This is a genomic window from Atopobium sp. oral taxon 416 (assembly GCF_018128285.1).
GTDB lineage: Bacteria > Actinomycetota > Coriobacteriia > Coriobacteriales > Atopobiaceae > Olsenella_L.
Map to the genome: position 1 here is coordinate 1,992,506 of NZ_CP072380.1, position 26,504 is coordinate 2,019,009.

At 55.5% G+C, this 26,504-nt stretch carries 25 protein-coding genes and 2 pseudogenes; 6 read left to right on the forward strand and 21 right to left on the reverse strand.

Translation table 11 applies throughout. The annotated features are described in order from the left end of the window. Nucleotides 1-196: 196 nt before the first annotated feature. The 4 genes from pheT to J4859_RS10440 all read right to left on the reverse strand — a co-directional run bounded on the left by pheT (nucleotide 197) and on the right by J4859_RS10440 (nucleotide 5,403). A complete protein-coding gene (pheT, locus tag J4859_RS10425) occupies nucleotides 197-2,662 on the reverse strand; it encodes a phenylalanine--tRNA ligase subunit beta (protein WP_212329661.1) in 2,466 nt (821 codons plus the stop codon). A gap of 57 nt (nucleotides 2,663-2,719) precedes the next feature. Beyond that, nucleotides 2,720-3,787: a phenylalanine--tRNA ligase subunit alpha gene (gene pheS / locus J4859_RS10430; RefSeq protein ID WP_305852659.1), complete on the reverse strand. Its 1,068-nt coding sequence runs from the start codon at nucleotides 3,785-3,787 to the stop codon at nucleotides 2,720-2,722. A 545-nt stretch (nucleotides 3,788-4,332) separates the two neighbouring features. Then, nucleotides 4,333-4,482, reverse strand: coding sequence for a hypothetical protein (locus J4859_RS10435; protein ID WP_212329663.1), 150 nt, complete (start codon nucleotides 4,480-4,482; stop codon nucleotides 4,333-4,335). A gap of 516 nt (nucleotides 4,483-4,998) precedes the next feature. Continuing rightward, nucleotides 4,999-5,403 carry a hypothetical protein gene (locus tag J4859_RS10440; RefSeq protein ID WP_212329664.1) on the reverse strand — a complete coding sequence of 135 codons (405 nt, stop codon included), beginning with the start codon at nucleotides 5,401-5,403 and terminating at the stop codon, nucleotides 4,999-5,001. Here J4859_RS10440 and J4859_RS10445 point away from each other — a divergent pair. Together J4859_RS10445 and pepI are read left to right on the forward strand one after the other, a co-directional pair. Further along, nucleotides 5,389-5,652 (forward strand): hypothetical protein, encoded by a 264-nt coding sequence (locus J4859_RS10445; RefSeq protein WP_212329665.1) that lies wholly within the window; start codon nucleotides 5,389-5,391, stop codon nucleotides 5,650-5,652. The two genes, J4859_RS10440 and J4859_RS10445, sit on opposite strands and share 15 nt — an antisense overlap. 169 nt (nucleotides 5,653-5,821) lie before the next feature. Beyond that, nucleotides 5,822-6,724 (forward strand): proline iminopeptidase, encoded by a 903-nt coding sequence (gene pepI / locus J4859_RS10450; protein ID WP_212329666.1) that lies wholly within the window; start codon nucleotides 5,822-5,824, stop codon nucleotides 6,722-6,724. 98 nt (nucleotides 6,725-6,822) lie between these two features. Here pepI and J4859_RS16300 read toward each other — a convergent pair whose 3' ends face one another. The 3 genes and pseudogenes from J4859_RS16300 to J4859_RS10460 all read right to left on the reverse strand — a co-directional run bounded on the left by J4859_RS16300 (nucleotide 6,823) and on the right by J4859_RS10460 (nucleotide 10,496). Beyond that, entirely contained in the window at nucleotides 6,823-7,002 is a 180-nt protein-coding gene (locus J4859_RS16300) for a transposase (protein ID WP_249113598.1), read from the reverse strand. A 34-nt stretch (nucleotides 7,003-7,036) separates the two neighbouring features. Then, nucleotides 7,037-8,227: pseudogene (locus J4859_RS10455) on the reverse strand (transposase); the annotation flags it as partial. Nucleotides 8,228-9,554: 1,327 nt separating this feature from the next. After that, a complete protein-coding gene (locus J4859_RS10460) occupies nucleotides 9,555-10,496 on the reverse strand; it encodes an ROK family protein (RefSeq protein ID WP_212329668.1) in 942 nt (313 codons plus the stop codon). A gap of 411 nt (nucleotides 10,497-10,907) precedes the next feature. Between J4859_RS10460 and J4859_RS10465 the strand changes: the two genes are divergently transcribed. Both J4859_RS10465 and J4859_RS10470 read left to right on the forward strand, forming a co-directional pair. Then, entirely contained in the window at nucleotides 10,908-11,099 is a 192-nt protein-coding gene (locus J4859_RS10465; RefSeq protein WP_212329669.1) for a hypothetical protein, read from the forward strand. A gap of 73 nt (nucleotides 11,100-11,172) precedes the next feature. Next, on the forward strand, nucleotides 11,173-11,601 hold the full coding sequence (locus J4859_RS10470) for a hypothetical protein (protein WP_212329670.1): 429 nt from the start codon (nucleotides 11,173-11,175) through the stop codon (nucleotides 11,599-11,601). Nucleotides 11,602-12,007: 406 nt separating this feature from the next. On the opposite strand, the pseudogene J4859_RS10475 reads toward J4859_RS10470, so the two are convergent. The 7 genes and pseudogenes from J4859_RS10475 to J4859_RS10505 form a co-directional block, all read right to left on the reverse strand. After that, nucleotides 12,008-12,832, reverse strand: a pseudogene (locus tag J4859_RS10475) (IS3 family transposase); the annotation flags it as partial. Nucleotides 12,833-12,968: 136 nt separating this feature from the next. Beyond that, a complete protein-coding gene (locus tag J4859_RS10480; RefSeq protein ID WP_212329674.1) occupies nucleotides 12,969-13,190 on the reverse strand; it encodes a transposase in 222 nt (73 codons plus the stop codon). A gap of 525 nt (nucleotides 13,191-13,715) precedes the next feature. Then, nucleotides 13,716-13,976 (reverse strand): hypothetical protein, encoded by a 261-nt coding sequence (locus tag J4859_RS10485; protein ID WP_212329676.1) that lies wholly within the window; start codon nucleotides 13,974-13,976, stop codon nucleotides 13,716-13,718. A 303-nt stretch (nucleotides 13,977-14,279) separates the two neighbouring features. Beyond that, nucleotides 14,280-14,513 carry a hypothetical protein gene (locus J4859_RS10490; protein WP_212329677.1) on the reverse strand — a complete coding sequence of 78 codons (234 nt, stop codon included), beginning with the start codon at nucleotides 14,511-14,513 and terminating at the stop codon, nucleotides 14,280-14,282. 170 nt (nucleotides 14,514-14,683) lie between these two features. Continuing rightward, a complete protein-coding gene (locus J4859_RS10495; protein WP_212329678.1) occupies nucleotides 14,684-15,985 on the reverse strand; it encodes a glutamate-cysteine ligase family protein in 1,302 nt (433 codons plus the stop codon). Nucleotides 15,986-16,298: 313 nt separating this feature from the next. Beyond that, nucleotides 16,299-17,024: a tyrosine-protein phosphatase gene (locus J4859_RS10500; protein ID WP_212335266.1), complete on the reverse strand. Its 726-nt coding sequence runs from the start codon at nucleotides 17,022-17,024 to the stop codon at nucleotides 16,299-16,301. A 165-nt stretch (nucleotides 17,025-17,189) separates the two neighbouring features. After that, the gene (locus J4859_RS10505; RefSeq protein WP_212329679.1) at nucleotides 17,190-18,812 is read right to left on the reverse strand and encodes an alpha-amylase; all 1,623 of its coding nucleotides are present in this window, start codon (nucleotides 18,810-18,812) and stop codon (nucleotides 17,190-17,192) included. Between the two features lie 104 nt (nucleotides 18,813-18,916). Between J4859_RS10505 and J4859_RS10510 the strand changes: the two genes are divergently transcribed. Beyond that, nucleotides 18,917-19,165, forward strand: a complete 249-nt coding sequence (locus tag J4859_RS10510) for a hypothetical protein (protein WP_212329680.1) — start codon at nucleotides 18,917-18,919, stop codon at nucleotides 19,163-19,165. Between the two features lie 194 nt (nucleotides 19,166-19,359). Here J4859_RS10510 and J4859_RS10515 read toward each other — a convergent pair whose 3' ends face one another. From J4859_RS10515 to J4859_RS10530, 5 genes are all read right to left on the reverse strand, one after another. After that, a complete protein-coding gene (locus tag J4859_RS10515) occupies nucleotides 19,360-20,082 on the reverse strand; it encodes a metallophosphoesterase family protein (RefSeq protein WP_212329681.1) in 723 nt (240 codons plus the stop codon). Next, nucleotides 20,079-22,079 carry a BMP family ABC transporter substrate-binding protein gene (locus J4859_RS10520; RefSeq protein WP_212329682.1) on the reverse strand — a complete coding sequence of 667 codons (2,001 nt, stop codon included), beginning with the start codon at nucleotides 22,077-22,079 and terminating at the stop codon, nucleotides 20,079-20,081. The genes J4859_RS10515 and J4859_RS10520 overlap by 4 nt, the downstream gene beginning before the upstream one ends. Before the next feature lie 142 nt (nucleotides 22,080-22,221). Continuing rightward, nucleotides 22,222-22,329: an IS3 family transposase gene (locus tag J4859_RS17765; protein WP_371812248.1), complete on the reverse strand. Its 108-nt coding sequence runs from the start codon at nucleotides 22,327-22,329 to the stop codon at nucleotides 22,222-22,224. 1,013 nt (nucleotides 22,330-23,342) lie between these two features. After that, entirely contained in the window at nucleotides 23,343-23,597 is a 255-nt protein-coding gene (locus J4859_RS10525; RefSeq protein ID WP_212329683.1) for a hypothetical protein, read from the reverse strand. Continuing rightward, nucleotides 23,572-23,751: a hypothetical protein gene (locus J4859_RS10530; protein ID WP_212335446.1), complete on the reverse strand. Its 180-nt coding sequence runs from the start codon at nucleotides 23,749-23,751 to the stop codon at nucleotides 23,572-23,574. The genes J4859_RS10525 and J4859_RS10530 overlap by 26 nt, the downstream gene beginning before the upstream one ends. Before the next feature lie 64 nt (nucleotides 23,752-23,815). Here J4859_RS10530 and J4859_RS17770 point away from each other — a divergent pair, with 64 nt between their 5' ends. After that, nucleotides 23,816-24,025 carry an IS3 family transposase gene (locus tag J4859_RS17770; RefSeq protein WP_371812249.1) on the forward strand — a complete coding sequence of 70 codons (210 nt, stop codon included), beginning with the start codon at nucleotides 23,816-23,818 and terminating at the stop codon, nucleotides 24,023-24,025. Nucleotides 24,026-24,390: 365 nt separating this feature from the next. Here the strand turns inward: J4859_RS17770 and J4859_RS10540 are convergent, their stop codons facing one another. Then, nucleotides 24,391-24,750 carry a TetR/AcrR family transcriptional regulator gene (locus J4859_RS10540; protein WP_212329687.1) on the reverse strand — a complete coding sequence of 120 codons (360 nt, stop codon included), beginning with the start codon at nucleotides 24,748-24,750 and terminating at the stop codon, nucleotides 24,391-24,393. Nucleotides 24,751-24,935: 185 nt separating this feature from the next. After that, nucleotides 24,936-26,504, reverse strand: coding sequence for a Gfo/Idh/MocA family oxidoreductase (locus J4859_RS10545; protein WP_212329689.1), 1,569 nt, complete (start codon nucleotides 26,502-26,504; stop codon nucleotides 24,936-24,938).

Sequence of the window (26,504 nt, forward strand, 5' to 3'; positions counted from 1 at the left end):
TCTTCAAGACACAGCAGCTCATTAGAGCGTTCATCACAAACGGTTATCAGGAATTCCGTGAGGTGCACACGTAGCCTCCCCGCACACTACAAAAGACCGCAAATCGAAAATGGGCTGCCCGAAGGCAGCCCCATACTCATACCAATGATTCAATTGCTAACTGATCACACTGCCGGCAAGAAGGTAGCGGTAGTGCTTAGCTTCTCACTTCGCCGTGGACCGCACGCGTGACCTTCTTGATTAGGCGCGCATGCGCCTTCTCGACTTCTTCTGAAGTGAGGGTACGATCCTTTGCACGATAGGTCAGTGAGAATGCCATGCTCTTCTTGCCCGCGCCTAAACGCTCCGGGTCCCGAAAGACATCGAAGAGTCTCACGTCACTCAGATACTTGCCGCCGGCAGACTGAATGCGCTGCTCGAGCATCTCTGCAGTGATCGACTCGTCCACCACAATCGCCAGGTCGACACTGACGCCCGGCAGTGATGGGACCTCCTGGTACGGAAGCTCACGCTTTGCCAGACGCAAAAGGGCTGCCAATGAGAGCTCAAAGGCGACGACGCCCTGATCAACATCGAAGTTCTTGAGGGAGAGCGGATGAATGTTGCCGACCCAGCCCAATAGGTCTCCCCCATGTGCATAGACCTCAGCGGCACGGCCCGGCTGCAGCCAGCTGTACTTCTCAGGATCTGCCGGCTTGAAGCGCACCTTCGTGATGCGCAGCACCTTTAAGAGCTCTTCGACGACGCCTTTGGCATCGAAGAAGGAGAGTCTCGGATACTTCTGGTTCCACTGATCGTCATCCCAGGCGCCGGAAAGCACGCCGGCGACGAAGCGCGGCTCCTCAGGCTGTGACTTGTGCTCATTCCCGTAGAAGACGTGCCCGATTTCGTAGAGTGCCACGTTGTCGACACCGTGCGAGAGGTTGTAAGCGACGCTGCGCAGCAGACCTGGGATAATGGAGCGGCGCATCTGGCTCTGGTCTGCCACAAGCGGGTTGATGATCTGAACCGGAACTCCACGGCCCCCATCGCTCATATTGAGCTTCTTCAGGTCGTCCGCATCCGCGAAGCAGTAGGTCTGCGTCTCGGAGAGCCCACAGGCGCGCAGAACCGAACCAATCTTTCTGACGCGCATCTGCTCGGTGGTGAGGCCACCCGCGTGGTTGCGTGCCGCCGGCAGGGTCGCTGGTACCTCATCTTCGCCCCACATACGCAGGATTTCCTCGATCAGGTCCGCCTCACGGGTAAGGTCTGGACGGGTGGTCGGAGCGACAACGGTGAAGCTCTTGCCAGGCTCCTTTTCGGTGACCGTGCAGCCCTCGCGGGTCAGCTTGTCCTGCATAAACTCCGGAGTGATCGTGACGCCGCATAGCTGGTTGACGCGGTCCACACGTAGGGCGATCGTTGCCGGCTCAAGCGGCACCGGATACTCATCAATGCAGCCCTCACAAACCTCAGCCCCACAGCACTCCTCGAACAGGGCTGCTGCGATGTCTGAAACGCGCTTGCACTGGTTCGGATCGATCTGGCGCTCGTAGCGGATTGAAGCCTCACTCATCAGATCGAGGTTACGGCTCGTTCTTGAGATGTGGCCTGCATTGAAGGAAGCGCTCTCGATCAGGACGTCGGTCGTGTTCTCATCGATCTCAGAGTTGAGGCCACCCATCACACCCGCAAGCGCGACCGGTGTCTTTCCGTCGTCGGTAATTACGATCATGTCGCTCGTGAGTTTGCGGTCGATGTGGTCGAGCGTCGTCACGTGCTCGCCATCCTTGGCAGCACGGATTACGATGTGGCGCTTGCCATCACGCTCTTTGAACTTGTTCAGGTCAAAGGCATGCAGCGGCTGCCCAGTCAGATACATCACATAGTTCGTCACGTCGACCACGTTGTTGATCGTGCGGGAACCTGCAGCCTCAACACGACGTGCGAGCCACTCCGGGGAGGGACCGATCTTCACATTCTTCACGACATGAGCGGTGTAGCGCATGCACAGCTCAGGATCGTCAATTGTGACATCGACGAGATCAGAGCTCTTCGCTGCAATCTCCCGTTTGATCTTTGGCTCTTCGATATGTGTGTCGTGGTCGAGGATCGCGCCAGTCTCGATTGCCATGCCTTCCATTGACAGGCAGTCCGGGCGGTTTGGGGTGATCTCACAGTCGATTACAGTATCGGCGATCCCGTAGTACTCTGCGAAGTCGACGCCCACTGGCGCGTCCTTCGGGAGAATCATGATGCCGGAGCGATCGGAACCTAAGCCCAGCTCACACTCGGAGCAGTTCATACCGAACGACTCGGTGCCTCTAAGCTTTGCCTTCTTGATGTGGACGTCACCGGGTAAGTGAGCCCCGATCATTGCGACGACCACATGGTCGCCCGCCTCGAAGTTCTGTGCACCGCAAACGATCTGCAGCGGCTTCGGTTTCCCGTTCTCGTCGACGTTCTTCTCCCCCACATCGATGGTGGTGATCCACATGTGGTCAGAGTTGGGGTGACGCTCCTTCGTGAGGACCTGACCGGTCACGACGTGATCCAGGTTCGCCCCCAAGCGACTGACCGCCTCTACCTCTGTGCCGGTATGGGTATAGCTTTTGACCAGGTCCTCCGGATCTTCTGGCACATCGACCATACTTGAAAGCCATTCATATGATATGCGCATTGTTTGTATGCCCTCTCTTATTGTTACGCAGGCGTTCCTAATGGATACGACAATCGATTAGAACTGTTTCAGGAAGCGTTCGTCACCGGTCATCAGCATCCTCAGATCCGGCAGGTTGTAGCGCAGCGCGGCCACGCGCTCGACGCCGATGCCGAAAGCGAAGCCGGAGTACTCCTCCGGATCGATGCCCACATACTTGAAGACGTTCGGATCGACCATGCCGCAACCCAAGATCTCGAGCCAGCCCGTGTACTTACAGAATCGGCAGCCTTTGCCGCCGCAGACACCGCAGGAGACGTCGACCTCACAGCTCGGCTCCGTGAACGGGAAGAAGTGAGGACGGTAACGGGTCGCACGGTCCTTACCAAAGATCTCGTGCAGGAAGTAATCGAGTGTGCCCTTGAGGTCCCCAAAGGTGATGCCCTTGTCGACAACTAAGCCCTCAACCTGTGTGAACTGCGGCAGGTGGTTCGCATCGGCGGTATCCGGACGAAACACAGTACCCGGGCAGATCATATAGATAGGTGGTTTCTGCTTCTCCATTACGTGGATCTGGACGCCGGAAGTCTGCGTACGCAACAACACATCGGACTCCCCCAGCACGTGCTGCGTCTTGCCCTCAGGCGCATTGTCGACCACGTAGAAGGTATCCTTGGAGCTTCTGGAAGGGTGATCCTCCGGAGCGTTCAGCGCGGTGAAGTTGTAGTAGGTGGTCTCCACCAGGGGACCATCCTCTACGGTGTAGCCCAAGCCGCAGAAGATGTCCTCAATCTCCTCACGAACCTGGGAGATCAGGTGCTCAGAGCCCAGGGTACGTACGCGGCCCGGGAGGGTCACGTCTATGGACTCCTGGTTGAAGCGCTCCTGCATCACAGTCTTGGAGATCTCGACACGGCGCTTCTCGATCGCGGCGGTCACCTGGGCACGGACCTGGTTAGCCATCTTGCCCATCGCTGGACGCTCCTCAGGGGGCACCTTTCCCATCATATGCATCAGCTGTGTCAGTCTGCCTTTGCGGCCCAGAACCGAAACCCGTATTGCTTCCAGCTCGTCAGGTGTCAGCGCTTTGCGCAATCCTTCCTGCACCTGCTTCTCAATCGCTTTGAGGTCATCGCTCATTGCCATGCCCAAAACCCCTTTCGACAAAAAAATAACCGCCCTCAAGCACAAAGCCCAAGGACGGATGAATTCCGCGGTACCACCTTGATTGACACATCACAACTCACGTCGCGAGCGTCCACTCGTTGAGTCCCGTGCCGTGGGACGTACGGCTTCCCTACTGAAAGAAGCGTTCCCTCTTTCCCGTTCAGGTCGCGGCTGGTGAAGTGAACGTTGCCTTCCTTACTCGCACAGGAGCCTCTCAGCCACGAGCTCCCTCTCTGTTACCGGTAAAACGCGAAAAGACAAACCCTCTCCGTCAAAGCCAAAGAACAGCTTAGCACAGATATTTGCCCTCTGAGGAGACAAATGAAATCAAAATCCCCCTCCTGCAACGTATTGATAATCCAGCTGTCGCCTAATCGTCTGAGCTAGGCCTCTATCCTCAGCAGTTACGGTATCCAAGCGTATTCGGGAAAGACATTGTCCGGTCAAGGACCATCGCTGCTCTCTAGAGCCTGTCTTTGGGCGGATCCATCATAGCTGAGAAGAGATCGAGCTAGCCTGTAAGGCTAGAGCTGCTGAAAACCGGTGTGGACATCGAAGACAAGCCTCAAGAGGAAGCAGAGCCGCTCCACCTTCCAGAGCGGGTTTCCACTGTCGGCAAGCTTCTTGATGATGCAAGAGTCGCAGGCCTCACTTGTAAGGTCGAGCTTCCTCACGACGGCGCTACAGGAGTACTTCCTGTCGTTGACGAGGGCGAGGCTCTGCGTGAGAGTAGAGCAATACTCGACTTGCCCTGTCTTAAGCCATGCAGAAGACCGACGGGCCCTCCGTCTTGCTCCTTACAAGCGAGGGCGATGTGAGCCGTAATCTTTTGGTGGGGCGAATTAGCATTTTGAGTGCAACAGGATAGCGCCAGGCAGAGGTCGTGGTGCACTCCCAAAGGCTGCGATGTTGGTTGTATAAGCCATCATCGAACGTCGAGGGGAAATGCACCACTACACTCATCTTAGCGCCGCTGAGCGCAACAAGATCGCGAAGATGTACATCAGGTACTACTCACCCAGCAGCATCGCAAAGGCATCAGACAAAAGACAGCTCCAACGTGAGCCGCAAGCTTGAAAGGAACAGCCCACAGGAGAGACTATGGTGCCTGCGTGGCTCCAAAGGAGGGCAAGTGCGCACCGCGATGCCTGCAGGGCACGCAAGAGGCTGGCTGCACAGGTAAGGTCGCTTCATCGTGGATGAGCATTGGTCATCCGAGCAGGTGGCAGGCAGGATCTTGGCGTCGTGAGCTTTGCGGCCATCTTCCGTACGCGACTTTGGCGCCCTGGACTCTCCCCGCACCCAACCAAACGAGCGACTGGAAGGGGAAGCGCCCACAAAAAGCCGATAAAGGCCACATCAAAATCAAGGTCGCTGTAGTGCATATTAAGCAGATTGGTAAACTCTCTGATCCGGTTCTGATCGACATCCAAGAAAACGTTGGCCTTCATGATCCGTTCCCTCGGTAGGTGCGTCTTCTCTACCGCACAGCGCACATAGGTGGGGAACTTTTTCGCTACGGTCGCGTGCATCCCACAGATCAGATAGAGCTGATCGTCGACAAAACACAGAAGACCTGCATGCAGGATATCCACCAGGTACCTCTACAGCTCAATCAGCGCGTCACAGTTGAAGTATTCGTGATGGATCAACGTGTCGTTCAGATACACTTCCAATCCGTTGCTGGCCACCGCCGCCGCGGTACAGGCCGTATCGCCTCCGAATATGGAAGGGATTCAGCAGCGCTCACGACCGCTGACAGGGCCAATCGGGATATGGGCGTTAAGTACCTTGTGAAAAGCCATACGAGTCCGTTCCGAAACCTGATGGGCGCCCCAGAGTAGGATCGTCTGATCTATATCGGAAAGTATGAGTTTGCAGCTGTGTCCGTTCATTGTCGTTTGGCTTTCCATACTTCACCTGCCTCCCTATGAGCCAGATCCGATGTTGTCTATCCTAGAGTATACCGCTTTGGTTCTTATCACCGCTAAACCTCAAGGGATGGTCAAACTCATGCACCTACATACTGGATATATGCCTTACCTCGGGCATCAGACCTACTACCGCGTTGTGGAGCCCAATGCTCCCGATTCACACCATAAGCCCCTCGTTTTGCTCCACGGAGGGCCTGGCTCCACACACAACTATTTTGAGGTGTTGGATGACTTTGCAGATAAGGATCACCGCACACTCGTGATGTATGACCAGATCGGCTGCGGCAACTCCTGGGATGACTCACTCAAAGGGCGCGACGACCTGTGGCGTAACCTCTCCACCTGGACCAACGAGCTCAAGAGCTTGCGCACCTACCTGAAGCTCGACCACTGCCATCTGCTCGGTCAAAGCTGGGGCGGCATGTTGGAGCTCGAGTATCTGCTCACTCTGAAACCTCAAGGCATTAACTCTATCATCCTCTCTTCCACGCTCGCCTCCAGTCCCCTGTGGGGAAAAGAGCACCACCGGTGCCTCAAGTACCTTTCACCACAAGAACAGGCCGCCGTGATGATAGCTGACCAAACCGGGAACTACGACACCGAAGAGTTCCGCGCCGCAGAGGCCCACTTTATGGACCTCTTCTGCGAAGGACCCCTCACCCCGAACTCCCCCGAATGCCTCAGACGCTCCACACGCTCAGGACGAGAAAGCTATCTGGCCACTGAAGGGGACAACGAGATCACCGTGACCGGTATCTTTAAAAATTGGGACGTGAGCGACCGCCTCGACGAGATCAGAGAGCCCGCCCTCGTTATCTCCGGTACCGATGACCTGTGCACCCCGCTCGTCGCAAAGCAGATATACGATGGGATCAAAGACTCCGCCTGGGAGCTCTTCGAAGGCTGCCGGCACATGTGTTTCGTGGAGAATACTCCGCACTACGAGGAGGTTCTGCAGACTTGGCTCGATGCATACGACTAGTACAGGCCGAATCCAGACATTGCGCACGCCCCAGCATATCTGGCAATCGTAGCACTGAAATATATATGGTTCAGTCCTAATTCCTGTGGGCAGCTCCATCATGCACCGGCCCCGGAAGGCTCCGAGTAGCGCCTGCTGGTATCGAAGATCTCGAGGAAGAAGTACTCGTCGTTAGGGTAGCCGTAGCCTGCCCTCCTGAGCGTCTTGATCATCTGGTTGGTGCCTTCCACCTTGCCTGAGATGATCCGGTGCCTGGCGTGCGCCACGATGCCGTCCATGTGCGACTCGACGAGCCTGGCGAACCTTAGCGAAGTGCCTGTCTTTCGTTCCGCGGCAGACCTCCACTATCTGCTCCATCGCATCGCGCATGCGCTTCTGCTGCCTGTAGCCGTAGGCCCTGGAGAGCATCTCACCTACGATGTCGCAGGCGGCAAGGAGCTCGTTTTGGGCTATGAGGTCCTTGTACCTCTGGCGGCTTCCGCCCTTGTGGGTGGCCTCCTGCTTTCCGAAGAGGGCGCTTCCCCTTGAGACGATCTTTCCGGCACGTGCATCCTGCTCCTTCCTCTTCCTGGTGTCCGCACAGGACATGAGGATGTATGTGGAATGCTTGAGGGCACGCGCCGCATCGACATCGCCTTCGTCCTTAAGCCTTGCCTGCTTATCCTTCCTGACCTTACAGATGACCTTCTCGTTGAAGTTCTTCACGAGGTGGAAGTGGTCGTAGACGACCGAGAGATGCGGGAACCTCTCCAGGAAGGCCCGCCCGAAGTCGGCGTTCATGTCGCAGGCGATGGCCTCCACCTTCGACATCCATTCCTCCCCGACGAAGTCGCACAAGTCGTATACGACTTGCTTCTTCTTGGAGTATGCAAGCCACAGGATATGCCCCATCTTAAGGTCTATGATCACGGTGGCCCAGCGGCGGCAATTATGCAGCTTGAACTTATCTGCGCCCAGGTAGCGTGCCGGCTTGCGGAGCTTCCTCTCTTTGTTCCCATCCTTCTCCGTGTAGAGCCCAGAGAGCCTCGCCCAGTCGATCTTTTTCACGACATTCCTGTTGAGCCCTGCCGTGAGCGATACCGCCTTGAGGGTCTGGCCCAAGGCGAGCAGGTCATACACGAATGTCAGGAGCGGCAGCGTGATGCGCTGGCCTAGCGCCCTGGACGGTACCTCTTCGGTGGACGTCTGCCCGCATTCCCTGCATGCCCATCTTGGGCGGGGATACCTCGATCCTTGCCCTCTCCATCCCGAGGGGCAGGTGCCGAAGCGTGATGGGGACCTGCCCGTTGCCCTCCATCGTCCTTCCACAGCAGGGGCAGCATGGAGCTTCCTTGGCAACCATCCTGCCTGGGACAGTGAGGATCTGCACTGCCCTTTGGCATCTCCTGGTGGATGTCCCGAACTCCTCTGTGCGTTCGCTCTCTTCGGACATGCCTGTCTGCACGAAGCTGTCCAGATGCGAGGGGATCTGGATGAAGCCAGGAGCGGCAGCCTCATCGGCATGGGAAACGGCGGGCAGCTGGGCTGCCGCGGATGCTACACTTGTCAGCGTGCTCCATCCTTCTTCGGAGTCTTCTTGTTGCGATGCAAGATTCTAGAGGATGGCCGCTTTTCTGTCTCTGAGGGCGCTACGCCGCTGGCATCCGCCCACAGCTTTTAGGATTGAACCATTTTTTCTTACGCTCTGTTAGACCACAATTGACCTGAGAAGGGCCCAAAAGTGTCCGGACCCCCGTCTACAATGCATGTCGCCAAACAAGGGCATCGAGAAGCGGAAGGGCCAGACTCAATGATACTGCAGCGCGTAGAAGAGATAGGCATCGCAAAGAAGCGCGAGCTCTCAGAGAAGCTCAAGGCCCTCATCGCTAAGGAGATGGGCGGGGTCTGTGCTTGCAGGTAAACCCAAGAGGTGCCTAAGATGCGAATCGGCCGACTTCTGCCGCAAGGGGCACGTTTGATATGGCCTCCAAAGATAGAAGTGCAGGTCGTGCGGAAGGACCTTCTTAGCCAAGACAGAATCCGCCATCTCGGCGTCGAAGCCCTTCGCCACCACAGGGACCACGTATGCAAAAGGCACCCTTGCAGGCATGACACTTAAGGAGCTTGCCTTTGTCTGCCATGTGGGCCTTAAGGACCTCGTAGGTTCCATGCGCATCAGGCACTTCGAGGTGATGCAGGCAGCGCTTCAGTCACCCAGGAGCGCCCATGCCGTCTGTTGTTGCCAGGCAGGCTCTATCTCGGCGAGTCGCTTGCAGGCGACAGGGAAAGGTCGCATGTGCAGATACCCTAAAGGCACACAGGCCACGGCCATGTTGTGCATTCATGCACAATATCGAACGAGAAGGTCTGCGCAGCGTGTGCCACAGATGACCTTAGAGACGAATATGCAACGCTTCACGGGAGGGGAAGGCCCAACGAAAGCTAAAGGTTGCTCTTTCAGGCATCACTGACAGCTCCTAGGCCGTAGCAGATAACTATGCAGGATATGTGCGTATCCTTTCCTCACTCGGGATCACGCAGCCTGCGGCCACGTCCAGAGACGGTGAGAGCAGCCTTACCAATACCATGCAGCGAAGGCTCAGGCAAGTTCTTGCTCCTATTCCATGAGGTGTCGACAAAATGGCTGCAGCACTTGTCTCGCCTGCTTCCTGTGGACAAAGCAGGCGAGGCATGCTGCACAGGACAGCAAGGCGATGCTCTCAGGACAGCTTGCAGAAGGCAGCTATGTACACACGAGACGCGCGCTCGTCAATATCAACCCTCTCTGGGACTGGTGGGAAGAAAGGGCCGAGGTCAATCGTGGTCTTACCGAGAGTTTTCTTATTGCCGATTACCGCTCTTTGTCGAGCGCACACATCGCGGCGCCGTACATGCCGGCCTGGTTACCAAGCGTGGCGGGCACGATCTTGATGTCTTTGCAGACCGACAGACAGTGCGCCTGGTAGCGCTGCTTCAGCTCATCCTTAAAGATGTCGAAGGAGCCGACCACACCTCCGCCGATTACGAAGCACTCCGGATCCACCACGCAGGCAATGTTTGCCATCGCCCGTGCCAGATACTCGAGCATGCTCGAGATGGCCCACTTCGCCTGGGGGTCGCCGGCACCCATCGCCTGGAAGACCGCATAGGAGTCGCTTCTGCCGGAGAGCGGGCAGGGCATGGCATTGGCTACCTCACAGGCTTGCTTGTACAGCCTGACGATTCCGGAAGCGCTCGCGTACTGCTCGAGGCAGCCTTTACGCCCGCAACCGCAGGTCTCGGTCTCATCCGGATTCATCGTCAGATGACCGAGCTCACCGGCGGCGCCCACATGGCCTGCAACCAGCTGTCCGTTGGTGACAATGCCGCCGCCGACACCGGTACCGAGCGTAAGCATTACGAAATTCTCGTACAGCTTTGCGGCGCCCATCCACATCTCACCCAAGGCAGCCGCGTTTGCGTCATTGATGAAGGCTGTCACTGCCTTCGGGAAGGCCCCCTTAAGCGCACGTTCGAATCTCGGAGCGTCGAGCTTAATGTTCGGGAAGAATCCCACTTCGCCCTTCGCATTGACCGGGCCAGGGACGTCGAGTCCTAAGGCTACGATGTCTTCCGGCTTGGCGCCACAGGTGCCGATCAGATCCGTGAGCGCGCTTGTCACATCAGCGAAAGCCGCCTCATTCGTCAGCTCGTCGGTCGGTATTGATTTTGTTGCCTCAAGGTCACCTTCGAGCGTGAAGATTCCAGCCTTAATGGAGGTTCCCCCAACATCGATACCCAATGCGTAGCCCATATGCATACCTTTCACGTCAATGGAATACACGTCACTTTTAAGTATGCTCTAAATGTCTTCAGAGAGAGCCTATGATCCTTTAAACGGGTTAAAGATAGTGTGTAAACAGCAAAGAAATTGACCTGCTGACATTTTCCCGTACATGCGTACATGTTAGGCTGCTACCCTATGGTTTTATTTGTACTCTATAGGACTCTTTCAACCGAGTGATCGTTTGATTCTGTGTGGGCTGCATCAATTGCTTTAGTCGTGTTGAGCTGGCTGATGAACTTGTTCGATGTGATGGTAGGCCAATTACGCCCGGCAGATTAGCATTCTGAGTGCAACAGGATGACCTGCTGCATGCAGGCGTGGCACACTCCGGAAGGCTACGATGTTGGTTATCCAAGTCAACGTCGAAAGCTGGAAGGAATGTGCCACTACAAGCATCGTAAGCCCTCAGGAGAGGGACTGCATAGCCGAGCTGTGTGGCACAAGGGAAGGTCAATTGCCTATATCGCGGCAGAGATCGGCAGGGACAGCTCCAGCGTCTGCCACAAGCTCAAGAGGAATGGCCGGCACGGACGCTTTAGGGCATGTGCTGCCCAAAAGGAGGGCGGATGAGCGCCACAGGAGATGCAGGGCGAAAAGGCGGCTTTCAGACCCTGCGCTTACGCAGAAGGTGCGCTTGCTCATCATGGACAGACACTGGTCCCTGGAGGAGATAGACGACATCTCAGGCTCGAGGGTGGCGGCAGGTGCACCGTTGAGCCTGCCGACTATTCTTACAGGCAGGTCCATAGCCGCCACGCTCGAGCTGCCGGAAGCCGGCCCCGAAGGCCAGGTGCGGCGCCACCTGCGCAGGAAGGGGCCTAAGACGAGGGGTAAGATCGAGATCTTACATACCGTGGATGAGAGGCCAAAGCAGGCCGATGCGAGGTCTTGCCTCGAAGACTTGGCAGACGACACGCTCGTGGCAGCGGGACCCGTGTGCCTGCTTATGCTTGCCGACAGGGCAGTGAGGCTGCTTGCCGCAAGAAGATGCCACCACGACAGCGGAAGCGTCTCTAAGGCCGCCTTCGGGCTTTTGCAGGGACGTCCCCTTAAGACGCTCACTTCCGGATAGGGGCAAGCAGTTCGCAGGGCATGCAGAGCTCACAGATGCCCTTTGAGGCGTACAGTTCTACTTCTGCGACCCTCACCATCTATGGCAGAAGCTAACAGTTAAGAACACCAACGGGCTCCTGCGCAAGTTCTTCCCCTAAGGGCAGCGACTTCAGCAAGGTCACAAACGAGGAGGTGTAGCATGCGGTAGAGCTGATCTGCGACAGGGCGAGGAAGGTCCTTGGATACAGGACAGCCAACGAGGTCTTTAGGGAGATGTTGCACTCAGCTTGACAATCTGTCGCTGCATTGGATGGTGATATCTGGTCCTCTTCTGATATAGGTTTTGTGAAGTGGCCGAACTCGTGAGACAGGGAAAGCCCGATACTTCCGAAAACCCTTGCTAACCGGACAGCAGCATTGTAGGCCTATGCAGCCTCGCAGATACCGCTCCTGTACCACTCCGCCGGCGTGTCGTAGCCGAGCGACTGGTGGATGCGCTTCTCGTTGTACCACGTCACGAACTTCGCGATGATCGCCCTGAGCTCTGCAGGCGTGCTGTACTCCTCCTGCCGCAGGCACTCCAATTTCAGGGTCCTGAACCATCTTTCCATCAGAGCGTTGTCCCTCCATCTGGCCCTTGCCTCCATGCTCTGCTCCACATGCATGGATGCGAGCAGCGACACGTACTCCTCCGAGCCGAACACGCTTCCCTGGTCGGAGTTCATGATGGAGGGCGTGCCGTGCTCCTCGAAGGTCTGCCTGGCGCATGCAGCCACCTCCTGGACGCGCATGGTGTCAAAGAGCCTCCAGGAGACGATATAGCGGCTGAACCAGTCGATTACCGCCGTGAGGTACATGTGCCTTCCCCCTATCTGGACATAGGTGATATCTGTGGACCAAACCTGGTTGGGGAAGAGGATGCTCTTGCCCTTCAGTAGATACGAGAACCTCCTCGACTCCCTGCTGGGCTTCGAGAGAGATGGCAGCGGGCAGCAGGGGCGGATCCCCATGAGGCCCATGAGCTTCCCCACCCTGTAGCGGGTGGCGCACCTCTCGCCCTGCTTCTGCAGCATCTTCGAGATCTTCCTCGCGCCGAATGCGGGGCTCTCCACATGGATGCCATCTATCTCGGCGGCGAGCCGCTCGTCCTTATCGGACCATGCATCTGCGCCATCCGCCGCTCCTGCGCCTGCCATGTCTCGGTAGGCGCTCGCCCTGCTCACGCCGAGCAGCTCGCATGCGCGCTGCCTCGTGAGCCCCTCCGGAAGGTCCCCTGCCGCAGCCTCACGCCTTGGGGTCGTATCCGTTCCTGTCGCAAAACCGCTGGAGGAAGTCGCGCTCGACGGTGAGCTGCCCGATCGTCTTCAGGGCTTCGTCGTACTTTCTCTACGAGGCCTCCTCCTGCTCCTTTCTCTCGCGCTCCTCCTTGGTCCTGCCGAATATGCTGTCGGCGCCTGCAAGAAGCTCGTCCCTCCATGCAGCGGCAAGCGACGGGCTCACGCCGTGCTTGGCTGCCACCTGCGAGAGCGTCTCCTGCTCCTTCGCGACCTCCAGCGCGACGGCCATCTTGAAGCTCGTGCTGTATGTCTTCCTCGTCGTCTTGGACATCTCTTCCTCGCAATCCGTGTCCCCTCGGACACATCTTTGCGGGATTCTGAAGGATGGTCAAATCGGTGTCTCAGAATCGGCGGCCACATCCAATCTTTTCGTCTGATGTACGGATATTTGTCAGCAGGCCCGTACCCAAATATAAGTGAGCATGGCGTTCAAAGCTTACGTATCGGATACGCGCAACGCTATCGATACCGCAGGAGTAAGACAAAGTCCATTGAGTTCGCTTTACTGGTAAGCTCAACGGACTCCTTGAATCCTCTATCAAGCCCAATTTGCATAGCTGTGCTGCCCGCATACCCTGCTAGCTGGTCTTTTTCGCATAGAAGTCCCTGTATCTGAGCGCTTTTTTGGCAGCGCATGGCGCGGTCCAGCACCCATGCCACCTTCTCGTCCATATTATCGCCGATGTTGCGGGAGACCCACCAAAGGTCGAGCCATCCTCTGAATGTCTGCGGCCCTAAATCCGCTGTGGGACCTCAGGAGACTCTTTAGCAGGTTGCATTCCTGGTTGACTATGTCCTAAGGGTTGTCCCTGTCAGGGAGCGTGCAGCACTTCTTCGCGTCGTATGCCTTACTCTCGAGATTCAGGCGCTTTGCGAGGACAGCGTGCGACTTCTCCTTGTCGAGCATGTACTCGGGTCTCCGCTCAATATGGCCTCCGAAGGCATCCCATGTCCTCTTCCGGCTCGTCTTGCCGAGCCCTTCGTCCAGGCAAAGCGATGTCTCGTGGACGTCCACGGCGACGCCGATGCAGACCTTGTTCCTTGAGAGGCCCCACATCGTACTGCCATCAGCATTGCGCAGACGCTCTTCTAGGTCGAGCGGCCACTACGTCTCGTCGAGCCATATCCTCTCGAAGAGAGAGTGGCGCCCTCCTGGCAGGGCGCGATCACGCCGAAGAGCTTCGCCGTCCAGTACGCAGGGGTCTCAAAGGAGCGCTGGTGGCCCCAGGCTCATGCCGCCTCGCTCTTACTGCTTAAGGATCTTCGGCAGGAACATGGCCCATTTCAAGACGGGAAGATGCCTCGAGTCGAAGAGCGTGCCGGTTGCAGACGTGAATGTCCTTCTGCAGTTGAGGCAGCGCTATCTCTGGATACCGTTGCGGTCGTGCCCGTCGCGCTTGAAGCGCGCCGATCCGCACCATGGACAGGCCTTTGGCGTATATGCATCGAAGAGGCCGGCCTCGCCGTCCCGGGACGAGGACTCGGCATATGCCGCCCTGCGCGTCTTTTCTGCGAGCCTCGAGGAGCCAGCCTTGGAGCTGTCGGCGTATGTCATGTGGTAGTCCCCCATCGTCGCGGTAGGCCGTGCCGCCAAGGGACTACCACATCGTAAGGGCGCAACGCCCCGCCGGGAAGATCTTGCGGGTGTGTTTCGCCGTCAACTATATCCCAACAGGCACCCTGCAAAGAGCCTGTCGAGCACAGCTATGCAGATGGGGCTTGATCCTCTATATGAGCCGAATGCGCATCAACGCATATTGGTGCTTATTGCGCGTGCTCCTGCTCCCAGATATCCGCAAGCGTTGTACGCTTCTCAACGAGCTTGGCCAGCGAATCAAGATAGTACCGCTCATCCTCAGACAGCCCGTCGTAGGCTATCTCGATCAAACGATCTGCCAGTTTGGAGACGTCTTGACCGTATACGGTGGCTTGATATCCATCACGCTCCAGGACATGCTTTGCTTCTACGATATCATCCTCAGTGACGCCGTCGAACAGGGTATCGAGCGCATCGAGTGAGCGGTCCTCATACAGCGCACCTTTGATCAGCGCCGCATACGCAAGCACGTACGGGATCGGCATCGCGTCAGCTAGGCGGATCTCAATGTAGGTTTTCAGGCGTACATCGTTGAAGAGCATCGACACTGCGTGCACGGCTTCTTCTTTGGTCATGAGCCTATCCGCATAGACTTCTCCGAAGGTCCTATCGTCGTAGCACACGTTGCCGTGTCCATCGGGCACGGTGATCGCCACAGTATCCAGCACATGCTCCGCCATACGCTCTAAGGTGTAATCGGGATCCATCACACCGGGGGCAATACCTGAACGGCCCGGATCAAGTTTCTCCCAGTTTTCGGTACGCATCAGCTTATGCGGGCGCCGCTTCCCCTCAAAGATCGGTGAGTTATCGCAGATCAGCGAAAGGATCGGTGCTAGTGCGTCAGCGAGGCGGAGTTTACGCAGGCAATCTGCGGTATCTGAGTAGTCGATGGAGACCTGCGTTGAGGTCGTCCCTCTCATCATCCGCGGTCCCCACGGGGAAAGCCCGCCCAGATACTTGTTCATAAAGTCATAGCGCTTCTTGGGGATCAGCTCGGTGTCTTTCGCAATTGCCTTAGGCTGATAGGCGACGCGTGCGATCTCCGCGTCGATCTCATCGGCGGCACTGGTCAGATGCGATTCAAACTCGTTGAAGCTGCGCTCTGTATCTGCCAAGGTTGTAAAGGGCCCTGCAGAAAGCTCCACCTGTGCCGCCGGCTCCAACGAAACGCCTTCGGTGATATCGCCGTGGGAGCGTGAAAGACCGATCAGATGATCGCCTTCATAGACCTTCTTTGGATAGTATTCAGCAAGCTGATTCAACAACCACACGGTCCCCTGTGGTTCCGAATAGCGCACCGGCAGCTTGGTATCTTTATGCACGACAAAGTGCTCGAGTTCGATACCGACACGACCGCGGACATCGGTAAAACCACTTTTGTAGTAGTTCACGAGGGTTTCAATGTTCTGCGCACGGTATTGCTGATGAGTGGTACCCTGCGCACCTGTTTGTGCTGAAGTATCCATAGCATGCTCCTCCTGATTGAGAGCCAATGGTATACAGTGCCGTGCACATATCCTTACGCCCGTTCACCATATAAATATTGCATATACCCTCAAGCATAGGGAAATATCGTCTAACTCCTAGTAATTTACTTCTATATGTATCATTGTTACCAAGAGGAAACATTGCTCATGTGCGTGAACGCATAGTGCCGGAGGGCATACTTACAGCACCTGTGGGCCGATAGCGGCCATCGAGGTGTTGCATCACACATTTATGAGCATTTACCGGGGGATATACGCGTTGACAATACCGGAGGATCAGAGCGTCGCAGCCTTATATGAAATAGTAGACACGCAATGCAGCGATCTCATCTGAGGAGATGCCGAGCGCAGTGTGGATATAGCCCCTGAGGCTCCCATACTGCTTTTCAAGCGCGAAAACCGCTGAAGGCAGTGAACGCAAGCTGGCGCCGCTATCTCCCACTTCCGCTATCGGACAATAGGCAGCGGTGGCGAGGTGGTCATCTTCGATGTCAGCATACGGAACGCCCAGGGCGGTCTCCACCAGCATGCTCACCATCCCGCACCGGTCTCTTCCCAGACTGCAGTGCCAGAGTACGGCACCTTCCGTACAGGAGAACAACTCCTGAAAGAACTTCCGGTATCCCGCAATGGCCGCATCATCGAGCAGCAGATGTGGATACGACTTCGTCAGAAGATCGAGGCGAGCATTCTGATCGAGGCTCAGGAGTCTCCACTCGATCTCCTTTGATTTGCTCCCTCTGGAGATTCCTGCCGTAATGGCAGACAGAACATCGATGTGGACAGAACGGATGCCGGTCAACTTGTCTATCGGATCCGGCATCTCCCCGATCTCATCTGCCCCGCGCTGGTCTACCACAAAGCGTAGGTTATATTCGTTGTGCAGGCGTTCAACATCGGCGGCGGGAGCGTTCCACAGTGCACCTGAACGAAGCAACAAACCAGACTTTACCGTGTGACCATCGGCCGCAGAAAGCTTCCCAAGATCACGGGTGTCGAGCAGCCCCTGTAAGTCAATCCACCCGTAGCTCTACGTCCTTGAACATGGCTCACTGCCGGGACTTCATAGCCCTCTGCTGCCAGTATCTATCTGCATTTCTTAAATTCTGCGATCTGACCCATCCCCAATGCCTAGTACTCAATGGCTCCGTATGATGCCTGCATTGCATCACCATGGAATGTTTTAACCGGCATAGAAGTTCCGTGAGGGGCGCGTTGCTTGCATTCCTGAGGCATATTTGCCGGCCTCCTGTCTGAGCCTTTCCGCCTCGGATTTCTCTTCGTCGGTCGGCTTTGGCAAGTGCGACTTCAGGTCAACCGGTATGTCTTCACCGGAACGGATGACATCGTTCTCGAGGACAAACGCGGTATCCTCCGGCAGGTAGACCGAGAGCATTCCATCCTTGCAGGAGAAGTCCGCATTGCCGCCAGCATCTACTGTTGTGTCTGGCTCACCGCCGATAACGGCGACCCAGTTCTCCCCGGCATGGCGCTTACCCACATACATACGCTTTGTGCCACCAGTACGGTCAGTGAGAACACAGGCTAAACCGGAGCCTCCATGACGGCCATCACCTTCACGAGTCCAGCCGATCACATCCGGGTTGTCGATGTAGTCATGCTGTTGGCCATAGGCGAACCGACGACGTAACTCCATCAGCAGCGGCAGCTCACGCACCGCCGGCACATGCCCATCATTGGGCATCCCAAACAGATCCCCATAGAAGACGCAGGGATACCCTTCCTGACGCAGCAGAATTAAAGCGTACGCTGCAGGTTTGAACCATGTCTGCACAAAGGATTGCAATGCTTGTCCCGGTTGGGTGTCATGGTTCTCGACGAAGGTCACCGCACGGGTGGCGTCACGCTGCACGAGAATGTCGTCAAAGAGATGCCTTAAGTCAAAGTTGCCAAAGGAGTTTGAAGCTGAATAGAGATGGTAGTGCAGCGGCACATCAAAGAGGCTCATCACCCGCTCTGATCCGAGGTAGGCTTGTAGCTCATCCGCACTCGGGGACCAGTACTCCCCCACGGTGAAGAGCTCTTTGCCGAATTCCTGCCTCAGTGTCGGGAGCAAGCGGAGATAGAACTGACGATCCATGTGCTTTAATGCATCGAGCCTGAACCCATCGAGGTCACTGTTTTTCAAGTACCACTCACCCCAACGCAGCAGCTCATCGTAGACCGGCTGATACATCTCATCGACGTCGCAGCCCATCAAGTAGTCGTAGTTCCCGTTGTCGTGGTGGTCTACCTGCTCGCTCCAGTGCTTTCCCTGAAAGAGATAGATCCCGTTTCTGTGGGTTGCCTCATCGTAGTCGACACCGTGGAAGCAGGTCCAGTTCCACTTAAAGGCAGAATATTTGTCTCCCCGTCCCGGGAAATCAAAGCGAGTCCAGGCGGTGATATCGTGAGGGCCGGAGACCGGTTGTTCCCGGTCATAGGAGGCAACCTCCATTGCACTTACCCGCTCGGTGCTGTCCGCGCCCATCCGTTGGTTAAGCGCTACATCGCCTAAGGCTTCCATACCGGCTTGGTGGATTGCATCGATCGCGGCTAAGTATTCATCCCGTGTCCCGTATTTAGTGCGTACAGAGCCTTTCTGATCGAACTCGCCCAGGTCATAGGTGTCATACACCCCGTAGCCTACGTCGTTGGCGCCTGCGATACCTTTATACGCAGGCGGCAGCCAGACGGCGGTGATACCGGTATCCGCAAAAAGCTGAGCGTCCTCAGCCACTCGTTTCCAATGTTTCCCATCTGCATCGAGGTACCATGAGAACCCCTGCAGCATCGTTCCATTCATGCATAAGCCTCCACAACGGCAGCTTCCAACAAGCTGTCTTCTTTCATCCTAATTATCTGCGTGTGGGGTGCATGCAACCGACAATGGCGCCGACAAGGGCCAAGATGATAGATGGCGCAAATCCAATGAACCCCAGCACTAACGACGCGACGAAGAGCCACCAAAACACCCTGAGTCCCGCACCGATGATCCAGCCCAGGATACGAAAGATACCGACGATAGCCGCAAAAACCAACCAGATACCTAGCACAGCGAACATGGTCGGAGAAAATATGATTGAAGCAAGTGACGCTAACATGTATGAGAGCATAAGCTATCCCTTCGAGATGCGGGGCGCACTGTCTTACGACTGATGGGTCCCCATGTCAGAGGATTTTACCCATCCAGAGATCCGCTCCCACCCACTCACAGGCTCCCCACAACTTGATAACACCCACATAACGCCCGCTACATAGATGAGACCGACGTTTTCAACAGTGAGAGATGCAAGACCCAAGGCCACCCCTGAGAGAAAGAGTGCGATTATCACTGACCATAGATCTCTGCTTTACCAGTGTCCGTAGGAATGGCCTGCGTCGAGTAGCCCTTCCTCCTGTGCAGCGATACCGTCACTGATGCGCAGCGTGCGCCGGTTCACTACCTGCTCTTTCCAACCGTAGGAAAGCGCCGGTGGTTTCGGTGCTTCCAATTCAACATGCCCAAAGGCATTCACGACCCGTGTTCCACAGTCAAGGACGCGCTCGCGCTGAAAATACGGCATATAGGTCGCGTGGACATGGCCGTGAACCATAAGGCCTGGCTTCCAGCGCTCCATTAGATCGTTGAAGCATTCAAACCCCATGTGGGGCAGATCATTGAGGTCCCCCACCCCACGCGCCGGAGCATGGGTGAGCAATACGTCGAAGCCACCCAACAGGCGGATGCGGGGCGTAAGTTTACGGATGCGTTTGCGCATCTCCTTCTCGGTCGACATATAGGCACCATCCCGGTAGCGCATGGAGCCTCCAAGCCCTACGATACGCAGGCCCTGGTAGACATAGACCGAATCGTCGACACAGATACAGCCCTGCGGGGGCTTTCTCAAGTATTTCTCATCGTGGTTGCCGTGGACATAGAGCAACGGGACTGGGATCATCGTCACGAGGAACTCGAGATAGTCCGGATCGAGGTCTCCGGCGGCTAACACCAGGTCGACATCTTCAAAGCGTGAACTGCAGAAGTTGTCCCAAAGAAGCGTCTCTTCGACGTCTGCGATTGCGAGGATCTTCATTCGGAAGACCCGCCTTTCGAAGCAGCCTCATCTTCTTCAGGTTTTGGCGGGACCGGCGGTGCGGTCGGGTCAAGCGGATGCGCACGCTCGCCCGTGGCCACTGAGGTCACATCCACCGGATGCCAGTTCTCAGGAAGGTCACCTTCTATATTGTCGTTGAGCCAGTCCATTGAGACCACAAGCTGCTCCTTTAACCGAGGGGAACCTGCTGGCTGCACCACGCCGGTCTGGCTCCTGAGCTCCCCGGCAAAGGGATCGAGCATCCCATAGGTGATACCATCAATAAGTTGATCAGCCAGTTTACGCGAATAATATGGCAAATCGTTTGAGAGTTTCAACCCGATAACTCCTGATGACATACCATACCAGTAGTTGACCGCATGCGGGTGTTCTTTATCGCTGTCTTCCCGCCAGGCGCCGTTGAGCAGCCCCTGGACGATCAGATTGTAGTAGCGGCCCCAGTCCCAGACCGGCAGAGCAAGGTTATGCACAATCCCACCCACGAGCTGGTAGAGGCCTAAAGCACACGGATCATCGTACGGCGCCGTCACGTCTGACCCTGACATCATCGTCACACCCTCATCGGCCATCCTATGGTAGAGGGATTCCTCCCCGCGCTTTGACCAAGCCATGCGAATCTTGACCTTCGGGTCGACCATAGCAGCACCGATCGCGAAGGCGTTGATCTCAGCGATCGAGCCGTACATCGGGATGTTGGCTTGATACCCAATGCGATGGCTATCCGAGAGGCTAGCAGCTAAGGCACCAGTCACGAACTTCGCTTCATACATACGGCCATAGTAGGAGCGCACCCGACTGTGCGGTAAGTTGCAGGAGCAGTTGAGAAAGCGGATCTCAGGGTGCTTGATGGCGGCCTTTGCCGTATTGGCCATAAGCATCGGCGAGCAGGTGAGGATCACATCCACACCCTGCTCAATCGCCGCTGCGACGGCAGTGGCAAAGTGCTCATCTGAGGCGCAGTCCTCGTAGGCAACGGTTTCAACCATCCCATGGAAGTGGCCTTCAACTTCTTTGCGTCCTGCATCGTGGTTCCGCGACCACCTCGACGTCGCAAGCGGTTTCTCATAGAGAAATGCCAATTTCAATGGGTGCGCCGAGGAGTACGGGGTGTGGTAGGCCAACCGTGAGAGGACACCGTGTGCTGGTTCGGATTCCGCTTTCGTCGGCTCATCCATGAGCACGACTTCCTTATCAGGATCCTCCAGGGCAAGCTCTGACCACAGGCGGTTCAGGCGTTCGACAATGATCGAGCCCGGGGTATCCAAGAGGTCTTCATTGGGAAAATAGCTCAGGTAGGCGAGCATCGCATCGCCGCAGGTAGTGTCAAAGTGCCCACCACCGTTACGGAGATAGAGGGTACGAAAGTATTGGTAGGCCGAGGTGAGCTGATCAACCGCTTCCTCCGGCCAAGGCGCTTTCAGATCGCGCCCCATCAATTCCGCAAGCCGTTCATATGAACCTTTACGGGTAAACTCGATATCATAGATCGGCACCGCATGCCAGAACTCGAGGAATTCGTCGTACAATTTGCGCTCCGGAGCGTCCCACTCTTTGGGGAGTAACCGAGTGACATCAGCGGCAATGGTCCCCGCATCCAGATAGCTCATAACAGAGACGCGCTTGTTGCCTTCCTGCACATAGAAGCGGTGCATGTACTCAAAGCATTTGATCGGGTCGCGTAAGCCCTCAGTGGTCTGGATGTCGTAGAGGTTGGACCACTTGGAAGCAAACTCTGTTTCAGTTCCGAGGATCGGCATAAACGTCCGTGAGAAAGCGCGTTGACGTCCCTCAGTGCGGGTACCGATCACCATCTCCAGCGGGATCTCCATGGTACCGATATGCACTTCACCTTTGATATCACTTTGGTCGATGACAGAATCAAGGGCGGGAAGATAGGGGTAAATGCCAGCGGAAGTATCACGGCGGAAATCACGCTCACCGCGTTTGAGTGCTTTCTTGTACTCTTCTTCACTCATACGGGCAGGTCCCTCCCCTCACAAACGGCTACACGTTACAGCGGACACAGACACGTTCATCTGTGACAGAAACTTGTTTATACAAGATAAATCTTCCAGCCGAGGGTGGTAACGTAAATCCGTACCATTTCCATCGATAATCCTAAGCTGCCAGGGCCAAGCCCAAAGCCTTCCTGAACTCCATTGGGCTCACACCTTTAAGCGAGCGCTTGCGCCTTGTCGTATTGTACCTGACGATACAGTGATCGATGCACTCCTTTCAAACTCGTCTAAGGTGGTGCCGTCCCACTTGCACTTGCAAAACATCTCTGTCTTGAACACTTCGAAGAAGGCCTTAACCCTTCTGGTTGTGGCAAAGGCAGCCCTTAGGTGGCATCGATGTGGTGATACCCACCTTGGAAAAGATCTATATCCACTCTGGCCAGCAGCAGTGGTGCCTCCTGTCGCTGCTGGGTTGCGAGATGCTTTTCGCTTACCTTTGTTTATCGTGGCAATAGCGGCGCGCAGCACTAAGTTTGCTATCTGAGGTTGGGAGGCATTAAGACAGTTTAAAGATAAAGCTTAAAGTAGGGCTTGTCGGCGAATATCTCAAACTGCAAGACGCTAGTGAGCCACAAGGAAGTTGGACAGGCCTGCCCTGAAGTCTTGCTTCACAAAACTGTCAGGGTTGTCTGATATCTTGCCTGCACAGGAGGTGCAAGACTTGTTCTTCCTTAGCTTCTTACAGCTTAAGGCCACCTTGCCCTCCTCTTTTAAAGATGTGAGATATCCTGTGCTTGCCGACCACCATGTTGATCTTTAAGGTCGGCTGCTATCTTATCGCGTATGTAGAGCCTGCCGTAGGGTCTTCTATTCGCATCAAATATACCTGCGAGCAGCTCCCTAACATCTTTGTCCCTGTCGGCTACCAAGGCGACAATCTGGCAAAAGTAGCTAGACTTCTTCAGGTAGGTAGCGCGCCACAGGCTGGCAAAGGAGCCTCCTTCCTTTTCTGAGCAGCGAACAGGATCGTCTTTCCCCTATCGGTGAGGTATCCTGCCGGGGCAGCGCCCATCCTTTTCCCAGAAGCTCTATTGTGCCCTGCACTGTGTCGCGCATCTGTTCGAACTAAAGGTCGGTCCTCTTTTGCCTGCGCTTCTGGAGCCGTTGTCGTTGGGCTCTGGTATGGCGGGTATCTTCTTTGCGAGCAGCTGGTACTTCCACAAGCAGTGTACCTTACGGCTGACCCCAAGCTCTTTTGCCGCTTTCCTCGCAAAGCCCTGCTTACCAGAAAGCCTTGAGGGCGCCTTTTGCTTTAAGCTCCAGGGTGGCGATGCTTTGGGGTTTGGCGATGATCCATCTCCACAGGAGCCCCTTTGAGAGAAAGCTAAGCCTGCGGTGTGTGAAGGCAATGCATCTGCCGTGGCCGCGGTAGTGGTCGATCGCAGCGCACTTATGTCCGTCGGTGTAGCTGTTCTTGCTGTGGCCGTCCTGTGGGACGATACCTAGCGTCTTACACTCTTTGATCCAATTGTACAAAAGTGTGCTTGTCCGGGTAGGTGAGCTCGCCGGTTACGGCGGTGATTTTCCTGCCGTAGTTGTAATAGAGATCGATCGCCTTTTTCTTGTCCTTGTAGCTGAACATCAATGACGCCTCTGTGTACGTCTGTTCGGTACGGATTTGCGTTGCCACACTCAATACCCCAATCTTTGAGTCAGATGTACGGATTTTTGTCGGCACCTCCCTTGCTCGCTCTATGTCACGACTCTCCCGATGCAGCGACAACCCAGCTTGCAAGGGTCTCTTTGGTAGATTAAAGGATGAATCCTCCTACGGACGTAATTGGTCTACCATCACATCGAACAAGTTCATCAGCCAGCTCAACGACTACATCAATTGGTACAACACACAGAATCAAACAATCCCTCGGCTGGAAGAGTTCTGTAGAATACAGACAGGACCTTGAACTAGCAGCCTAACATGTACGGGAAAATGTTAGCAGGCCCTTGTCTGAAGATACAGCCTATAGAATGCAGCGTTATCCAACATCAAATATTTAACTAATACTGAGACACTCAGCATGTCTTTAAGACCATTCCAATCATGGGAGAAAAACACTCCACCGTTGCAACAACATCATTTTCTTTGTCACCCATATGCCATTCAAAGGCTGCTCCACACAGATATGTCAGAAGGGTTTTTGACACCTTAGGGACATTCATATCTTGATTCAGTTCACCCCGTCTGAATCCCTTCATTCAGTAGCGCTTCCATCTGAGATAGATCAATGTAGTAGCGGTCCAAGTTCTTGTACTGAATAACCAGCTCAGTCTATATCCTGCAGAAATCGATGCCGATATCGTCCCGCATGATCTCTGCGTACCGTCTCATATACAGCATGATCCTTTGGGCGATTGGCAGGTCTTTTTTGCTTCTTGCCTTGTTGGAAGCGTCGTCCACATTCAAGCCTCTGATCGCAGCCATCAGGAAGTCATTCTTTGAAGTGAAGTAGTAGAAGATGCCTTTTGAAAATCCACACGCGTCGGTAATATCAGAAACAGAGGTATTTTGTATCCCCTTTTTCACCATCAGCTTGGTCCCCACTTTAACAAGCTGCTCTTTTTTGCCTGTTTTTAGACGAAGTTGACTTTCATGCCTCCTGAGCAAAGCTATCGTGTGCGTGCGGCTCATAGTACGTATGCCCCCTTCTGTTTTTGGCTGAGAGGCTAGCATATCGAACATATGCTAGCACCTGGAACTGTGAAATCCCTAAGTGGGGATTCCGCTTCCCTAGCAGAATCCATGTGTTTGAGCCACACATTAAGTGAGCAAGCTTGGCATAGGCAGGTCTGCTCTACAGCACATTGTTCAAAGGTTTATATGCTGACGCCCAAAAATGCTGGGACTCTCCCATCGAAACCGTCTCCTCCATACCGCTTTGAGAGTACCCAGGCAAGCGAGCGGACACATAGCTCGTGGTCTCTGCCTTCGTGCAAGCCACTGATAGAGAGCGTTGCGACCTGCTTTGGGGCTGAGCCATCAGAGCTTGCAACCCTAATAGGGAATGCCCCTCCGGCAACAGGTATAGCATCGGTTGTCCCCTGAGACAGGCAGGCCCACAGGCTGGAGTGCCCTGTCTTCAGAACCGCTTCACGCTTCGTCTGCATGAAGCCGAGGTTCCGCACTGCCTTATCGTCGTCCATCCATTGGAAGAGGACAAGTCCATCGGATTCTCGTGTGATCTGCACGCCGATTCCACGCTCCGCGTGACGTGCAAAATAGGCGACCGCGTCTCCGAGCTCGAGAGCTTCATGGCTTCCGAACTGTTTATAGACAAGGTCATGCTCCTGCCGTTCCAACACCTTCAGGTTTTCCGACTTTGTGCTGAAGCGCTGCCAAATCTGATGCAATAGGGTGGCATCCTCTGCAGTTGTGCTGAGCGACATGATCGGGGATTCTTTAATGCCCTGCTTCTTCAGATCGCAGAAGTGCGCAATCTCATAGGAGAAATCCGCTCCCTCACTCCGCATGGGGTAATAGAGGATCCTATCTTCACCATCATCCTCCTTGATCGTTGCATGTGCAGCGCGGTGCATGTTGTCGATAATGATGGATCCCCTAGTGCCGTTAAGCACGGCGGTGCAGGGTTTTTCACGGTCGTAGCCACACTCAAGATGCGCCGGGATGCCAGCGCGCTTAAACCTTACATCGGTGTAGATATCGACCCGCTCACCATCCGGGGCGAAGATGCCGGTTGGGGCTGCAGGATTTTGAGCAGTTTTAACTACACCGGAGAAGGTCTCAAACGAGAGTTTCCCCTGCGGTACAAAATCGTTGATCAGACTTGCACAGTAGGTACCGCAATCAAGCAGGGCACCTCCACCCTTCTGGGTCGGAGCGCATCGGAAATTCTTCACCTCGAGCATGCTCTGCCAGATATTACAGCAAAAACAGACGTCCACATCGGTGATCGTCCCAATCTCTCCGGATTCGACCGCTTGCTTGACCTCTCGGTAGCACGGCGTAAAGCGGGACTTCATCGCTTCCATAAAGAGACACCCATGGGACTGGGCGAATGCTTTCACCTCTGCAGCATCATTGGCTGACAAGAAGGCAGGCTTTTCGCACAGCACATCTTTTCCGACTTTCAGCGCCTCTATGGTCCAGGGGTAGTGCAACGTATTGGGCAGTGCGATGTAGACTGCATCGATATCAGGCCGCTTCAGGAGTTCTCTATATGCTTTATCGGTATCCCCACCGAAGGCTTCACCGGTATAGACGCCCGCTGCAGCTACTCCAAACCGCTCCGCAAAATCATGGCCTTTCTTTTCCGACCGGCAAGCAACTGCTACCAACTTATTGCCAGGGACCATTGCAAGCCCCTCAGAGAAACGACCTGAGATGCGGCCACACCCCAAGATTCCCCATCTGTCTGTATCAGCCAT